The organism is Gordonia westfalica (assembly GCF_900105725.1).
Lineage (GTDB): Bacteria > Actinomycetota > Actinomycetes > Mycobacteriales > Mycobacteriaceae > Gordonia > Gordonia westfalica.
Map to the genome: position 1 here is coordinate 1 of NZ_FNLM01000016.1, position 15,008 is coordinate 15,008.

Consider the following 15,008-nt stretch of genomic DNA (forward strand, 5'->3'; position numbering starts at 1 on the left):
GCCGAAATGGTTAGGGCCTCCGATCCCGAAATGGAGGTAGTTCAATGCCTGGACCTGCTCCGAAGCACCCGTCTGTGCGTGCTCGCCGCAACAACCCGAAGAAGGACTTCCGGTCTCTGCGTCTGAGGGGCGTGAGGGCGCTACGCTGAGTGGCCTCTGCTTCCGGATGTGAATGCGTCGGCGATGCTCGAGGTTGCTCGCGATCGTGTCGCGTCACTCCAGGTGGAGTTGGAGGGTGAGGACGATGGTCGCGCGAAGGGCCGGCTGCGGCGCGATCTGAACAAGAATGAACTGCTGGTGGCCCAGTTGCAGTTGCAGATTGAGCAGGCCACTGATGCAGAGAAGGCGTTGTGGGCGGATCTGTGGTCGACGCCTCAGGCGTGATCTGGGAAGAGTCCCATACGCATCGTGAGGTTGCGCAATATGTGCGGTGGAAGGTTCGTGCCGAGCAGGGCGACCTGAAGGCTGCTGCGGAGGCGCGGCAGTTGTCTGACCGTCTCGGGTTGAATCCGCTGGCGCTGATGCGTCTGCGGCCGAGGTTGAGCATGTCGACGAGGTGGAGAACCGTGGCAAGCGCCGGCGGAAACGTCGGTGCCGCAGCGGAAGAATCCTCCGAAGGATGATCCGCGCTCGAGTCTCTACGCCGTGTGACCCGTGCTGCTGGTCGTTCCGGGTCCAGACCCGGAACCCTGGCCAACCCTGGGCCGCAGATATGCGATCTGATCGAGGATCGTGCGATCTATGGCCCGGGTTCGTTGCAGGGGAGCCGTACGAGATTGACCCGGAGTTTCGGGCGTTCATCCATCGTGCTTTCGAGGTGTTCCGAAAGGTCATCCTTGGGAGGGACGTCGTCGGTTCAAACGGGTTGGACTGTCAGTCCGCAAGGGTTGGCGAAGACAGAGAAGCAGGCGCTCCTAGCGTTCTGTGAGCTTCATCCGGAGGGCCGACCCGGTTTGACGGTGGGATGCCTCGGGAATCCGGTGGGTAGGCGGTGAACTCGCCGTACATTCCGATGTTGGCGGTGTCGGTGGAGCAGGTTGAGGAACTTGCTTACGGCGCTTTGAAGTACATCGTCGAAGAAGGCCCTGATGCGGACCTGTTCGATTCGACGTTGGATCGGATTGTGCGGCTGAATGATCACGGTCGTGCTGACGGCAAAGCGGTCGCATTGTCGAACAACCCAGGGTCTCGTGACGGCGCTCGTACGACGATGAACTGTTTCGATGAGCCGCACCGGCTGTATTTGCCGCGGCAGTTGAAGGCGCACCAGACGATGGATGCGAACCTGCCGAAACGTCCGCTGGATGATCCGTGGTCGTTGTATGTGGGGACTGCCGGTCAACCCGGTCAGGGTTCGGTGGCTGAAGAGATTCACATCGAGGCCACGCAGATCGCTGAAGGCAAAATTCAGCGTCCGGACTTGTTCTATCTGTATCGCACGGATGACGATCCCGAACGGGATCTGTCGGATAAGGACGAGCGGATTCGGGCGATCGCTGAGGCGACCGGCCCGATCGGCGAGTTCGGTCCGGGCCAGTTCGACGAGATCGCTTCGAAGTGGGATCGCCCTGGCGCCGATGGGCCGTATCTCGAGCGGGTGTGGTTGAACCGGTGGAAACGTCAGGGCGACCAGGCGTTTGACATGAAGAAGATCAAACCGGGTTTGTGCCGCTCAGGGGAGCGCATCCCTAAGGGCGGGTTCATCACTCTCGGTTTCGATGGCGCCCGGTTCCGTGACGCTACCGCGTTGGTGGCGACGAGCATCGACACCGGGTTGCAGGAGTTGCTGGGGTTGTGGGAACGCCCCGACGATGACGACCTAGAAGACGACGGTTGGGAAGTCAACGAAGCTGAGGTGACCGCCGCCGTCGAGGACGCCATGACCCGGTATGCGGTGTGGAAGATGTACGCCGACCCCCACACTGGACCGAAACGGTCGGCTCGTGGGCTGCGAAATGGCCTGACCGGGTGGAGGAGTGGTGGACCGCCCGAGTGAAGCCGATGGCGTACACGCTGCGCGAGTATCGGGAAGCCATCGACTCGGGTCGATCACATTCGGTGGCGAACACAGCCACGAGGACTTTGTCAGGCACCTCGGAAACGCGGGCCGCAAGGAACTGAAGATCGTGGACGACGAGGGGAAACCCTTGGATGTCCTCCAGAAGCAAGATGGTCGGGCTGACCTCAAGTTTGATGCCGCGATGGCGTCGGTGCTGTCGTGGAAAGCCTGTCTGGACGCACGCAAGTCAGGGGCTCGACCGCCAAGGCCGGTCGGAATGCCACGTCGCATCTACTGAGAGGGGTGGTGCATGATTCCGGTGACGCCGGCCGAATGGCTCCCCGTCCTCACAGCCCGTTTGGATGCTGCGCAGCCGCGAATCAGTCTGCTGCGTCGCTACGTTGACGGCGACGCCCCGCTCCCTGAGATGGGTAAGAATGTGCGGGCGTCGTGGCAGCGTTTTCAGCGGCAGTCGCGCGTCAACCTGGCGACGAAGATCTCGTCATCCTTGGCGGAGCGGCTGATCCCCAACGGTATTGATGTTGGCTCCAACACCGACAGTGATGTGGTGGCTGCGGCGCAAAGGATCTGGCGCGATAACCGCATCAAAGGTGTGGTCGCTAAGGAAGCCACCCATCACATGCTGAATTACGCCACCAGCTACATGACTGCATGGGTCGGGGACAATGGGCACGCCGTCATCACGGCGGACTCACCGGAAATGATGTACGCGGCGACTGACCCGTTGCAGCCGTGGAAGGCGCGCGCCGCGATCCGTTGGTGGCGTGACTCGGATGCGGAAACAGACTTTGCGATCGTGTGGTGTCAGATCGGCTGGCAGCTGTTCAGCCGTTCGGTGTGGGTAAACCCTGCCGAGGTGGTGGAGCGGCGCATCCGCAACAACCGTGCCAGTTCGGATCAGTGGGATGCGGCGACAGAGTTCGTCATCACCGGCGAGGGGCCGCCGGTGGTGGTGTTGAACAACCCGCTCGGAATGGGTGAGTTCGAACCCCATCTCGACACCATCACCCGCATCAACGCGGGAATCCTCGAGCGTCGTGTGACATCAGCGATGCAGGCGTGGCGTCAGCGCGCCCTCACGGGAGGTCTGCCACAGAAGGACGCCGAAGGCAACGACATCGATTGGGCGTCGGTGTTCGAGCCGGCGCCTGGTGCGTTGTGGGACATCCCTGCTGGTATCGAGTTGTGGGAGTCCGATGCCACCGATATTAGGCCTCTTCTGGAGGGTGTGAAGGATGACTTGCGGGAGCTGTCGGAGATGTCGGCCACCCCGTTCCCCGCGCTGCTTCCGGGTTCTCAGAATCAGTCGGCTACCGGCTCTGCTGCGATGAAGGAAGCGTTGATCCTGAAGGCGCGTGACCGACTTGACGTGGTTGATACGGGCTTGTCGGCGATCATCTCGAAAGCTTTGCGTATCGAGGGGTTTGAGACCGAGGAGACGATCTCCTTGTCGTGGGAACCGCCGGATCACGTGTCGCTGTCGGAGAAGTATGACGCCGCGGTGAAGGCGAAGGGTGCGGGGGAGTCATGGAAGTCGATTGCCCGCAACATTCTTGGCTACTCGCCGGAGCAGATCGAGCAGGATGCCTTAGATCTGGCTGACGAGCAGCTGATGAGTTTCGTGGACAACGCGAATGCCCGAGTCTGATCGCCTTCTGATCGGCTACCAACAGGCCGTTGCGGACGTCCGCGCGCGGGTGATGAACTACGCCAACGCAATCTGGGGTGGGCTTCCCGCGTTCCGTGATGCTCAGGCAGAGAGGCTGATTGCCCGACTGGTGCCGATGGTGACGGCGGGACAACTTCAAGTCGCGAATCTGACGTCCAGTTATATTGCCCGTGCTGTATCAGGTGGAGTTCCGCTTCCAGTGGATCGAGACGGGGTTACCCGTGGCCGTGGGGTGGACCCCGAACTGTTGTACCGGAGGCCTTTTGAGCAGGTATGGGCCGACCTTTCCGAATCCGCACCGCTGGATGCGGCAGTCGCGGCCGGGGCCACACGGTTGATGCATCTGGTGGCGACGGACATGCAGATGGCGAAGGTACGGCAGGCCGACGCGTCCCTCCAGGCTGCTGGAGTCAAGGCGTACCGGCGGGTGCTGAACGGCCCCAAGAACTGTGCTCTCTGTGTCATCGCCTCTACTCAGCGCTATCACGTTGGTGACCTGTCGCCCATACACCCTGGATGTGACTGTTCGGTCGCTCCCGTGAAGTCGGATTGGAACGGCGACCGGGTGATCGATCCGGATCTACTCGAGGACACACACAAGCAGGTGCGGGAACTTACCGGCGCCGACAATCGCGCCGCCCACGACTACCAGAAACTTCTCCTGGTCCGCGACCACGGAGAGATCGGCCCCGTCCTCACATGGCGGGACCAGAACTTCAAAGCCGCCTAGAGCTTCCCTCGCACACCAGTGCGGGGATTTTGAGCGCCGCAACGGCGCACCATCCGACGAAACGTCAGGAGCAACATGCCCGAGGAAACTGCTGCCGCCGAAACGGTTGACCAGCAAGACGACCCGACCGCCGAGGTTGAGACCACCGACAGTGAGCCCACGCTCAGTGTGGAGGATCTCATCGCTGAACGCGACAAGTGGAAGTCGCTGTCTCGCGAGAACGAGAAGGGCCGGAAGGCGAACGCCGACAAGGCCCGCAAGTACGACGAACTGCTGGCGCAGAAGGAACGCGACGAGCAGACCTGGCAGGAGCGGGCCGAAAAGGCCGAAGCTGCCCTCGCTGCAAACACGAAGCAGCGGGAACGCGACAACCTCGCCAAGAAGATCGTGGAAGGCACCGATGTGCCCGCGGATCTACTCGTCGGTGACACCGAGGAGGAGATGCGCGCCCATCTCGACCGCCTGCAATCGTTCCGCGGACCCAAGCAGACCGTACCGCCCGCTGCCCCGGCATCGGTGGTTGCCAATGCCGATGCGGCGCCGGCGAACAAGGTGCAGCAGCTCACTCAGGCAGACCTGAAGAACATGTCCCCAGCCCAGATTCGCGACGCTGACGCCAAAGGCCAGCTCGACGAACTCAAGGGCATCCGAAAGTAAGGAGCCATCATGGCCATCACCCATTTCATTCCCGAACTGTGGGCGGCGAACATCACCCAGGCGTGGGACGCCGAGAAGGTGTTCGCCGCTCTGCTCGACCGCCAGTACGAAGGCGTCGCGACAAAGGGCAACACCGTCCACATCCCCGGTGTCGTCGCACCCGCGATCAAGGACTACAAGGCCAACAACCGCACCACGTCGGCTGACGCCATCACCGACACCGGCGTCGACCTCCTGATCGACCAGGAGAAGAACTTCGACTTCAAGGTCGACGACATCGACGCCGCCCAGTCTGCGGGCAGCCTGGCCCCGTACACCGACGCCGCCGGAAAGGCGCTCGTCGATGACGCGGACAAGTTCATCGCCACCATGCTCGCCGCCGGAGCCACCAACCTGTCGGGCTCCGCTCCGGACACCGGGAACAAGGCATTCGACCTCGTCAAGGCTGCTCGTGTGGCCCTGAACAAGAAGAACGCCCCGCCTCCGGCCGAGTTCTCGTGTGCAACGCCGACTTCGAAGGTCTGCTCCTCGGCGCGGATTCGAAGCTCACCAGCTTCGATGTGTCCGGCGACAACAACGGCCTCCGCAACGGCACCATCGGCTCCCTCCTCGGGTTCCGTGTGCTGTCGTCGAACAACCTGCCCAACAACTCCACCCCCGGCTTCGTGGCGTTCCACCCGGAGGCCGCGGCCTACGTGTCGCAGCTCGATAAGGTGGAGGCCCTGCGCGCCGACAACAGCTTCGCCGACCGGCTGCGCGGCCTGCACGTGTACGGCGGCAAGGTTGTCCGTCCGGACGGCGTCGTCAAGTTCGGAATGACTTCGGGTAGCTGATCCAGGTGTCTCTTCCTCCCCTTGCTGTTCGTGACGACGTGATCGCCGTGGCGCAAAGGGACCTGACCGAACCTGAGCACGCGTCGGTGTATCAACTGTTGGATGCGGCATCGGACCAGTTCCGTGCCGCATCCCAACAGCAGTTCACCCCCGGCGAGTCGACGGTGCGGTTGAAGGTGAATGGTGGGCGGGTCCGTCTGGACCAGTTGCCAGTCACAGGGGTGACGTCTGTGACCGATGACGCGGGAAACTCTGTGGACTACACCCGAAATGGGATGTGGTTGACCGTCGGATGTGATTCTTCACGGTTCCTCACTGTCACATACTCGCATGGCGGAGAAGTGCCGCCGCGTGTGAAGAATGCGGTCGCCGAAATGGTGATCCGCGCTCTTGTGACGCCGGAGGAAGTGATGGCCGGAGCCCGGTCGCTGACCGACTCCGCAGGTCCGATCTCGCAGACCACTGCATGGTCGGTCCGAGCGCCGAACTCGGGTTTGCAGATGTCCGAGTCGGACCTGAAGTTGGCGGCATCGTTTCGCTGGCAGGGAGGGCAAGTCATTGTCCAGGCACCGTAGGGGAATACCCGCCGTCTTCGACGTAGAACACCTGCCGTTCAACGGAACCGGCGCCGACGACTACGGCAACGATGTCGAGTCCTGGGCGAACCGGACCCGCGGAAGTTCGTGACGTTCATCGACCCACAAAGCGATGAACTAGATCTCCCGGGGCACATCCGGGACTCCGTTGACGTGGGAATCATCGTCCTCCCCGATTTCGGTCCGGTGTCACCACGTGACAGGGAAGTCATCGACGGAACTGTCTATGACGTTGTCGGCCAACCCAAGGACTACACCAGGATTCCGTCTCTCACGGGCGGCGGTTGCTACGTCGTAACTCTGAAGGTGGTGAAGTCGTCGTGAGAATCGAGTGGAATCAGAAGGCGTTCAAGGACGTCCGATACGGTCGGACGTCCGACATCATCAGCGAGCTCGAGGGTCATGCTGAGCGCATTGCTGACGATGCGAGCGCTATGGCGAGGGCACGTACGCGGTGGGTTCACGGCAGGCATGGCACGTCCCCAGGGCGTTGGCGTGCCTCTGTCGTCACCGCCGACTACAAGGCGCAACGCGACAATGCCCGCAACAACACGATCCTCAGGGCTCTCGATAACTGATGTCGACACCCACGCTGGCGGCGCTCTCCATCTGCCGAGCGGCGCTGCCTGGAGTGAAGTTCTCCACGACCGTCTCAGAAGACCCTGCCCGATTCGGGAGGGTTTCTCGTATCGGCGGCCCACGGGATCGCTCACTGGATCGCGCTCGCATCCTTGTCGAACTGTACGGCTCAACCCCAAGGGCAGCCCGGACACGGCGTGGACTGAGCAATCGATCGGAACCATCGCGGACGGATTCCAGGCTGCATCTCCGGCAGGCCTGGTCGACTGGCATGCAGCCTGGCCGACTATCCCAACCGACATGGCTTCCGTTCACCGGACACTCTCGTGCTCCGACCTAAAGTCTCCTAACTGAATAACCCTTCGCGGCTCCTGTCACCTCGCCTGAAAGGGGCAAAACAATGCAGTCGAACACTCTTACGTGGCGCAGTCGCTCGATTACTGGCGGGACGGAAACGAACGCCGGTCGAGACCGTTACCCCCACAGGCGGGCTGCCCATGGGCCGCCGCCCCCGAGGATGGCAGCCTGGAAATCCGCTCCGCGATGGTTCCGATCGATTTGCCTCGACGCTCGCCAGCGGCCGCTGTCCGGGCTGCCGACCGCTATTCGGGGTTGAGGTCGACATGACAGTGTCGACTGCCACAGGGAGTGCGCAGGAGCGCGAAAGATTCGCAGGTGAGCGATGTCCCGTGGTGCCGGGGCCAGCCGTATAGCGAGAAGCAACCGTCGCAGGTGCGACCGCGCCGCGGCGCCCGGCCCCGAATCGGAGCAGCGCGGTCTTCTGAGACGGTCGTGGAGAACTTCACTCCAGGCAGCGCCGCTCGGCAGATGGAGAGCGCCGCCAGCGTGGGTGTCGACATCAGTTATCCGAGAGCCCTGAGGATCGTGTTGTTGCGGGCATTGTCGCGTTGCGCCTGTAGTCGGCGGTGACGACAGAGGCACGCCAACGGCCCTGGGGACGTGCCATGCCTGCCCGTGAACCCACCGCGTACGTGCCTCGCCCATAGCGCTCGCATCGTCAGCAATGCGCTCAGCATGACCCTCGAGCTCGCTGATGATGTCGGACGTCCGACCGTATCGGACGTCCTTGAACGCCTTCTGATTCCACTCGATTCTCACGACGACTTCACCACCTTCAGAGTTACGACGTAGCAACCGCCGCCGTGAGAGACGGAATCCTGGTGTAGTCCTTGGTTGGCCGACAACGTCATAGACAGTTCCGTCGATGACTTCCCTGTCACGTGGTGACACCGGACCGAAATCGGGGAGGACGATGATTCCACGTCAACGGAGTCCCGGATGTGCCCCGGGAGATCTAGTTCATCGCTTTGTGGGTCGATGAACGTCACGAACTTCCGCGGGTCCGGTTCGCCCCAGGACTCGACATCGTTGCCGTAGTCGTCGGCGCCGGTTCCGTTGAACGGCAGGTGTTCTACGTCGAAGACGGCGGGTATTCCCCTACGGTGCCTGGACAATGACTTGCCCTCCCTGCCAGCGAAACGATGCCGCCAACTTCAGGTCCGACTCGGACATCTGCAAACCCGAGTTCGGCGCTCGGACCGACCATGCAGTGGTCTGCGAGATCGGACCTGCGGAGTCGGTCAGCGACCGGGCTCCGGCCATCACTTCCTCCGGCGTCACAAGAGCGCGGATCACCATTTCGGCGACCGCATTCTTCACACGCGGCGGCACTTCTCCGCCATGCGAGTATGTGACAGTGAGGAACCGTGAAGAATCACATCCGACGGTCAACCACATCCCATTTCGGGTGTAGTCCACAGAGTTTCCCGCGTCATCGGTCACAGACGTCACCCCTGTGACTGGCAACTGGTCCAGACGGACCCGCCCACCATTCACCTTCAACCGCACCGTCGACTCGCCGGGGGTGAACTGCTGTTGGGATGCGGCACGGAACTGGTCCGATGCCGCATCCAACAGTTGATACACCGACGCGTGCTCAGGTTCGGTCAGGTCCCTTTGCGCCACGGCGATCACGTCGTCACGAACAGCAAGGGGAGGAAGAGACACCTGGATCAGCTACCCGAAGTCATTCCGAACTTGACGACGCCGTCCGGACGGACAACCTTGCCGCCGTACACGTGCAGGCCGCGCAGCCGGTCGGCGAAGCTGTTGTCGGCGCGCAGGGCCTCCACCTTATCGAGCTGCGACACGTAGGCCGCGGCCTCCGGGTGGAACGCCACGAAGCCGGGGGTGGAGTTGTTGGGCAGGTTGTTCGACGACAGCACACGGAACCCGAGGAGGGAGCCGATGGTGCCGTTGCGGAGGCCGTTGTTGTCGCCGGACACATCGAAGCTGGTGAGCTTCGAATCCGCGCCGAGGAGCAGACCTTCGAAGTCGGCGTTGCACACGAGAACTCGGCCGGAGGCGGGGGCGTTCTTCTTGTTCAGGGCCACACGAGCAGCCTTGACGAGGTCGAATGCCTTGTTCCCGGTGTCCGGAGCGGAGCCCGACAGGTTGGTGGCTCCGGCGGCGAGCATGGTGGCGATGAACTTGTCCGCGTCATCGACGAGCGCCTTTCCGGCGGCGTCGGTGTACGGGGCCAGGCTGCCCGCAGACTGGGCGGCGTCGATGTCGTCGACCTTGAAGTCGAAGTTCTTCTCCTGGTCGATCAGGAGGTCGACGCCGGTGTCGGTGATGGCGTCAGCCGACGTGGTGCGGTTGTTGGCCTTGTAGTCCTTGATCGCGGGTGCGACGACACCGGGGATGTGGACGGTGTTGCCCTTTGTCGCGACGCCTTCGTACTGGCGGTCGAGCAGAGCGGCGAACACCTTCTCGGCGTCCCACGCCTGGGTGATGTTCGCCGCCCACAGTTCGGGAATGAAATGGGTGATGGCCATGATGGCTCCTTACTTTCGGATGCCCTTGAGTTCGTCGAGCTGGCCTTTGGCGTCAGCGTCGCGAATCTGGGCTGGGGACATGTTCTTCAGGTCTGCCTGAGTGAGCTGCTGCACCTTGTTCGCCGGCGCCGCATCGGCATTGGCAACCACCGATGCCGGGGCAGCGGGCGGTACGGTCTGCTTGGGTCCGCGGAACGATTGCAGGCGGTCGAGATGGGCGCGCATCTCCTCCTCGGTGTCACCGACGAGTAGATCCGCGGGCACATCGGTGCCTTCCACGATCTTCTTGGCGAGGTTGTCGCGTTCCCGCTGCTTCGTGTTTGCAGCGAGGGCAGCTTCGGCCTTTTCGGCCCGCTCCTGCCAGGTCTGCTCGTCGCGTTCCTTCTGCGCCAGCAGTTCGTCGTACTTGCGGGCCTTGTCGGCGTTCGCCTTCCGGCCCTTCTCGTTCTCGCGAGACAGCGACTTCCACTTGTCGCGTTCAGCGATGAGATCCTCCACACTGAGCGTGGGCTCACTGTCGGTGGTCTCAACCTCGGCGGTCGGGTCGTCTTGCTGGTCAACCGTTTCGGCGGCAGCAGTTTCCTCGGGCATGTTGCTCCTGACGTTTCGTCGGATGGTGCGCCGTTGCGGCGCTCAAAATCCCCGCACTGGTGTGCGAGGGAAGCTCTAGGCGGCTTTGAAGTTCTGGTCCCGCCATGTGAGGACGGGGCCGATCTCTCCGTGGTCGCGGACCAGGAGAAGTTTCTGGTAGTCGTGGGCGGCGCGATTGTCGGCGCCGGTAAGTTCCCGCACCTGCTTGTGTGTGTCCTCGAGTAGATCCGGATCGATCACCCGGTCGCCGTTCCAATCCGACTTCACGGGAGCGACCGAACAGTCACATCCAGGGTGTATGGGCGACAGGTCACCAACGTGATAGCGCTGAGTAGAGGCGATGACACAGAGAGCACAGTTCTTGGGGCCGTTCAGCACCCGCCGGTACGCCTTGACTCCAGCAGCCTGGAGGGACGCGTCGGCCTGCCGTACCTTCGCCATCTGCATGTCCGTCGCCACCAGATGCATCAACCGTGTGGCCCCGGCCGCGACTGCCGCATCCAGCGGTGCGGATTCGGAAAGGTCGGCCCATACCTGCTCAAAAGGCCTCCGGTACAACAGTTCGGGGTCCACCCCACGGCCACGGGTAACCCCGTCTCGATCCACTGGAAGCGGAACTCCACCTGATACAGCACGGGCAATATAACTGGACGTCAGATTCGCGACTTGAAGTTGTCCCGCCGTCACCATCGGCACCAGTCGGGCAATCAGCCTCTCTGCCTGAGCATCACGGAACGCGGGAAGCCCACCCCAGATTGCGTTGGCGTAGTTCATCACCCGCGCGCGGACGTCCGCAACGGCCTGTTGGTAGCCGATCAGAAGGCGATCAGACTCGGGCATTCGCGTTGTCCACGAAACTCATCAGCTGCTCGTCAGCCAGATCTAAGGCATCCTGCTCGATCTGCTCCGGCGAGTAGCCAAGAATGTTGCGGGCAATCGACTTCCATGACTCCCCGCACCCTTCGCCTTCACCGCGGCGTCATACTTCTCCGACAGCGACACGTGATCCGGCGGTTCCCACGACAAGGAGATCGTCTCCTCGGTCTCAAACCCCTCGATACGCAAAGCTTTCGAGATGATCGCCGACAAGCCCGTATCAACCACGTCAAGTCGGTCACGCGCCTTCAGGATCAACGCTTCCTTCATCGCAGCAGAGCCGGTAGCCGACTGATTCTGAGAACCCGGAAGCAGCGCGGGAACGGGGTGGCCGACATCTCCGACAGCTCCCGCAAGTCATCCTTCACACCCTCCAGAAGAGGCCTAATATCGGTGGCATCGGACTCCCACAACTCGATACCAGCAGGGATGTCCCACAACGCACCAGGCGCCGGCTCGAACACCGACGCCCAATCGATGTCGTTGCCTTCGGCGTCCTTCTGTGGCAGACCTCCCGTGAGGGCGCGCTGACGCCACGCCTGCATCGCTGATGTCACACGACGCTCGAGGATTCCCGCGTTGATGCGGGTGATGGTGTCGAGATGGGGTTCGAACTCACCCATTCCGAGCGGGTTGTTCAACACCACCACCGGCGGCCCCTCGCCGGTGATGACGAACTCTGTCGCCGCATCCCACTGATCCGAACTGGCACGGTTGTTGCGGATGCGCCGCTCCACCACCTCGGCAGGGTTTACCCACACCGAACGGCTGAACAGCTGCCAGCCGATCTGACACCACACGATCGCAAAGTCTGTTTCCGCATCCGAGTCACGCCACCAACGGATCGCGGCGCGCGCCTTCCACGGCTGCAACGGGTCAGTCGCCGCGTACATCATTTCCGGTGAGTCCGCCGTGATGACGGCGTGCCCATTGTCCCCGACCCATGCAGTCATGTAGCTGGTGGCGTAATTCAGCATGTGATGGGTGGCTTCCTTAGCGACCACACCTTTGATGCGGTTATCGCGCCAGATCCTTTGCGCCGCAGCCACCACATCACTGTCGGTGTTGGAGCCAACATCAATACCGTTGGGGATCAGCCGCTCCGCCAAGGATGACGAGATCTTCGTCGCCAGGTTGACGCGCGACTGCCGCTGAAAACGCTGCCACGACGCCCGCACATTCTTACCCATCTCAGGGAGCGGGGCGTCGCCGTCAACGTAGCGACGCAGCAGACTGATTCGCGGCTGCGCAGCATCCAAACGGGCTGTGAGGACGGGGAGCCATTCGGCCGGCGTCACCGGAATCATGCACCACCCCTCTCAGTAGATGCGACGTGGCATTCCGACCGGCCTTGGCGGTCGAGCCCCTGACTTGCGTGCGTCCAGACAGGCTTTCCACGACAGCACCGACGCCATCGCGGCATCAAACTTGAGGTCAGCCCGACCATCTTGCTTCTGGAGGACATCCAAGGGTTTCCCCTCGTCGTCCACGATCTTCAGTTCCTTGCGGCCCGCGTTTCCGAGGTGCCTGACAAAGTCCTCGTGGCTGTGTTCGCCACCGAATGTGATCGACCCCGAGTCGATGGCTTCCCGATACTCGCGCAGCGTGTACGCCATCGGCTTCACTCGGCGGTCCACCACTCCTCCACCCGGTCAGGCCATTTCGCAGCCCACGAGCCGACCGTTTCGGTCCAGTGTGGGGGTCGGCGTACATCTTCCACACCGCATACCGGGTCATGGCGTCCTCGACGGCGGCGGTCACCTCAGCTTCGTTGACTTCCCAACCGTCGTCTTCTAGGTCGTCATCGTCGGGGCGTTCCACAACCCAGCAACTCCTGCAACCCGGTGTCGATGCTCGTCGCCACCAACGCGGTAGCGTCACGGAACCGGGCGCCATCGAAACCGAGAGTGATGAACCCGCCCTTAGGGATGCGCTCCCCTGAGCGGCACAAACCCGGTTTGATCTTCTTCATGTCAAACGCCTGGTCGCCCTGACGTTTCCACCGGTTCAACCACACCCGCTCGAGATACGGCCCATCGGCGCCAGGGCGATCCCACTTCGAAGCGATCTCGTCGAACTGGCCCGGACCGAACTCGCCGATCGGGCCGGTCGCCTCAGCGATCGCCCGAATCCGCTCGTCCTTATCCGACAGATCCGTTCGGGATCGTCATCCGTGCGATACAGATAGAACAAGTCCGGACGCTGAATTTTGCCTTCAGCGATCTGCGTGGCCTCGATGTGAATCTCTTCAGCCACCGAACCCTGACCGGGTTGACCGGCAGTCCCCACATACAACGACCACGGATCATCCAGCGGACGTTTCGGCAGGTTCGCATCCATCGTCTGGTGCGCCTTCAACTGCCGCGGCAAATACAGCCGGTGCGGCTCATCGAAACAGTTCATCGTCGTACGAGCGCCGTCACGAGACCCTGGGTTGTTCGACAATGCGACCGCTTTGCCGTCAGCACGACCGTGATCATTCAGCCGCACAATCCGATCCAACGTCGAATCGAACAGGTCCGCATCAGGGCCTTCTTCGACGATGTACTTCAAAGCGCCGTAAGCAAGTTCCTCAACCTGCTCCACCGACACCGCCAACATCGGAATGTACGGCGAGTTCACCGCCTACCCACCGGATTCCCCGAGGCATCCACCCGTCAAACGGGTCGGCCCCTCCGGATGAAGCTCACAGAACGCTAGGAGCGCCTGCTTCTCTGTCTTCGCCAACCCTTGCGGACTGACAGTCCAACCGTTTGAACCGACGACGTCCCTCCAAGGATGACCTTTCGGAACACCTCGAAAGCACGATGGATGAACGCCCGAAACTCCGGGTCAATCTCGTACGGCTCCCCTGCAACGAACCCGGGCCATAGATCGCACGATCCTCGATCAGATCGCATATCTGCGGCCCAGGGTTGGCCAGGGTTCCGGGTCTGGACCCGGAACGACCAGCAGCACGGGTCACACGGCGTAGAGACTCGAGCGCGGATCATCCTTCGGAGGATTCTTCCGCTGCGGCACCGACGTTTCCCGCCGGCGCTTGCCACGGTTCTCCACCTCGTCGACATGCTCAACCTCGGCCGCAGACGCATCAGCGCCAGCGGATTCAACCCGAGACGGTCAGACAACTGCCGCGCCTCCGCAGCAGCCTTCAGGTCGCCCTGCTCGGCACGAACCTTCCACCGCACATATTGCGCAACCTCACGATGCGTATGGGACTCTTCCCAGATCACCGCCTGAGGCGTCGACCACAGATCCGCCCACAACGCCTTCTCTGCATCAGTGGCCTGCTCAATCTGCAACTGCAACTGGGCCACCAGCAGTTCATTCTTGTTCAGATCGCGCCGCAGCCGCCTTCGCGCGACCATCGTCCTCACCCTCCAACTCCACCTGGAGTGACGCGACACGATCGCGAGCAACCTCGAGCATCGCCGACGCATTCACATCCGGAAGCAGAGGCCACTCAGGCGTAGCGCCCTCACGCCCTCAGACGCAGAGACCGGAAGTCCTTCTTCGGTTGTTGCGGCGAGCACGCACAGACGGTGCTTCGGAGCAGGTCCAGCATTGAACTACCTCCCATTTCGGGATCGGAGGCCCTA

Annotated in this window: 22 protein-coding genes; 11 read left to right on the forward strand and 11 right to left on the reverse strand. The window is 62.3% G+C overall.

Annotated features, from left to right (window positions below):
* Nucleotides 1–183: 183 nt before the first annotated feature.
* The 6 genes from BLU62_RS02125 to BLU62_RS02150 all read left to right on the forward strand — a co-directional run bounded on the left by BLU62_RS02125 (nt 184) and on the right by BLU62_RS02150 (nt 5,076).
* Nucleotides 184–384, forward strand: coding sequence for a hypothetical protein (locus BLU62_RS02125; RefSeq protein ID WP_074848214.1), 201 nt, complete (start codon nt 184–186; stop codon nt 382–384).
* Nucleotides 381–623 carry a hypothetical protein gene (locus BLU62_RS02130; RefSeq protein WP_074848216.1) on the forward strand — a complete coding sequence of 81 codons (243 nt, stop codon included), beginning with the start codon at nt 381–383 and terminating at the stop codon, nt 621–623. Before BLU62_RS02125 ends, BLU62_RS02130 begins: the two co-directional genes overlap by 4 nt.
* A gap of 368 nt (nt 624–991) precedes the next feature.
* On the forward strand, nt 992–1,996 hold the full coding sequence (locus BLU62_RS33495; RefSeq protein ID WP_244278033.1) for a hypothetical protein: 1,005 nt from the start codon (nt 992–994) through the stop codon (nt 1,994–1,996).
* 313 nt (nt 1,997–2,309) lie between these two features.
* A complete protein-coding gene (locus tag BLU62_RS02140) occupies nt 2,310–3,668 on the forward strand; it encodes a phage portal protein (protein WP_074848175.1) in 1,359 nt (452 codons plus the stop codon).
* Nucleotides 3,655–4,419 carry a hypothetical protein gene (locus BLU62_RS02145; RefSeq protein ID WP_074847889.1) on the forward strand — a complete coding sequence of 255 codons (765 nt, stop codon included), beginning with the start codon at nt 3,655–3,657 and terminating at the stop codon, nt 4,417–4,419. Before BLU62_RS02140 ends, BLU62_RS02145 begins: the two co-directional genes overlap by 14 nt.
* Nucleotides 4,420–4,494: 75 nt before the next feature.
* Nucleotides 4,495–5,076 carry a hypothetical protein gene (locus tag BLU62_RS02150; RefSeq protein ID WP_074847885.1) on the forward strand — a complete coding sequence of 194 codons (582 nt, stop codon included), beginning with the start codon at nt 4,495–4,497 and terminating at the stop codon, nt 5,074–5,076.
* A gap of 173 nt (nt 5,077–5,249) precedes the next feature.
* Here BLU62_RS02150 and BLU62_RS35070 read toward each other — a convergent pair whose 3' ends face one another.
* Nucleotides 5,250–5,438 carry a hypothetical protein gene (locus tag BLU62_RS35070; RefSeq protein ID WP_483099055.1) on the reverse strand — a complete coding sequence of 63 codons (189 nt, stop codon included), beginning with the start codon at nt 5,436–5,438 and terminating at the stop codon, nt 5,250–5,252.
* A 135-nt stretch (nt 5,439–5,573) separates the two neighbouring features.
* Between BLU62_RS35070 and BLU62_RS35075 the strand changes: the two genes are divergently transcribed.
* Genes BLU62_RS35075 through BLU62_RS02170 form a run of 5 tightly spaced genes read left to right on the forward strand, consistent with a single transcriptional unit; the run spans nt 5,574 to nt 7,083 of the window.
* Nucleotides 5,574–5,909 carry a hypothetical protein gene (locus BLU62_RS35075; protein ID WP_483099056.1) on the forward strand — a complete coding sequence of 112 codons (336 nt, stop codon included), beginning with the start codon at nt 5,574–5,576 and terminating at the stop codon, nt 5,907–5,909.
* A gap of 5 nt (nt 5,910–5,914) precedes the next feature.
* Nucleotides 5,915–6,484: a hypothetical protein gene (locus BLU62_RS02160; RefSeq protein WP_139179952.1), complete on the forward strand. Its 570-nt coding sequence runs from the start codon at nt 5,915–5,917 to the stop codon at nt 6,482–6,484.
* Nucleotides 6,468–6,596 (forward strand): hypothetical protein, encoded by a 129-nt coding sequence (locus BLU62_RS34220; RefSeq protein WP_280141507.1) that lies wholly within the window; start codon nt 6,468–6,470, stop codon nt 6,594–6,596. The genes BLU62_RS02160 and BLU62_RS34220 overlap by 17 nt, the downstream gene beginning before the upstream one ends.
* Entirely contained in the window at nt 6,593–6,829 is a 237-nt protein-coding gene (locus BLU62_RS02165) for a hypothetical protein (protein WP_074848217.1), read from the forward strand. Before BLU62_RS34220 ends, BLU62_RS02165 begins: the two co-directional genes overlap by 4 nt.
* Entirely contained in the window at nt 6,826–7,083 is a 258-nt protein-coding gene (locus BLU62_RS02170) for a hypothetical protein (protein ID WP_074848219.1), read from the forward strand. The genes BLU62_RS02165 and BLU62_RS02170 overlap by 4 nt, the downstream gene beginning before the upstream one ends.
* Nucleotides 7,084–8,199: 1,116 nt before the next feature.
* Here BLU62_RS02170 and BLU62_RS32215 read toward each other — a convergent pair.
* The 10 genes from BLU62_RS32215 to BLU62_RS33510 form a co-directional block, all read right to left on the reverse strand.
* A complete protein-coding gene (locus BLU62_RS32215; RefSeq protein ID WP_139179955.1) occupies nt 8,200–8,559 on the reverse strand; it encodes a hypothetical protein in 360 nt (119 codons plus the stop codon).
* The gene (locus tag BLU62_RS02175; RefSeq protein WP_139179952.1) at nt 8,543–9,112 is read right to left on the reverse strand and encodes a hypothetical protein; all 570 of its coding nucleotides are present in this window, start codon (nt 9,110–9,112) and stop codon (nt 8,543–8,545) included. The genes BLU62_RS32215 and BLU62_RS02175 overlap by 17 nt, the downstream gene beginning before the upstream one ends.
* A 5-nt stretch (nt 9,113–9,117) precedes the next feature.
* Nucleotides 9,118–9,942: a phage major capsid protein gene (locus tag BLU62_RS02180; RefSeq protein ID WP_074848177.1), complete on the reverse strand. Its 825-nt coding sequence runs from the start codon at nt 9,940–9,942 to the stop codon at nt 9,118–9,120.
* Nucleotides 9,943–9,951: 9 nt separating this feature from the next.
* Nucleotides 9,952–10,533, reverse strand: coding sequence for a hypothetical protein (locus BLU62_RS02185; protein WP_074847885.1), 582 nt, complete (start codon nt 10,531–10,533; stop codon nt 9,952–9,954).
* Between the two features lie 75 nt (nt 10,534–10,608).
* Nucleotides 10,609–11,373, reverse strand: coding sequence for a hypothetical protein (locus BLU62_RS02190; RefSeq protein WP_074847889.1), 765 nt, complete (start codon nt 11,371–11,373; stop codon nt 10,609–10,611).
* 42 nt (nt 11,374–11,415) lie between these two features.
* Nucleotides 11,416–11,679, reverse strand: a complete 264-nt coding sequence (locus BLU62_RS33160; RefSeq protein ID WP_139179948.1) for a hypothetical protein — start codon at nt 11,677–11,679, stop codon at nt 11,416–11,418.
* Nucleotides 11,676–12,716, reverse strand: coding sequence for a phage portal protein (locus BLU62_RS02195; protein ID WP_244278032.1), 1,041 nt, complete (start codon nt 12,714–12,716; stop codon nt 11,676–11,678). The genes BLU62_RS33160 and BLU62_RS02195 overlap by 4 nt, the downstream gene beginning before the upstream one ends.
* Before the next feature lie 12 nt (nt 12,717–12,728).
* Nucleotides 12,729–13,046, reverse strand: a complete 318-nt coding sequence (locus BLU62_RS33500) for a hypothetical protein (protein ID WP_244278035.1) — start codon at nt 13,044–13,046, stop codon at nt 12,729–12,731.
* 164 nt (nt 13,047–13,210) lie between these two features.
* Nucleotides 13,211–13,381: a hypothetical protein gene (locus BLU62_RS33505; protein WP_244278036.1), complete on the reverse strand. Its 171-nt coding sequence runs from the start codon at nt 13,379–13,381 to the stop codon at nt 13,211–13,213.
* Between the two features lie 35 nt (nt 13,382–13,416).
* The gene (locus BLU62_RS33510) at nt 13,417–14,031 is read right to left on the reverse strand and encodes a hypothetical protein (RefSeq protein WP_244278037.1); all 615 of its coding nucleotides are present in this window, start codon (nt 14,029–14,031) and stop codon (nt 13,417–13,419) included.
* Between the last annotated feature and the right edge of the window lie 977 nt (nt 14,032–15,008).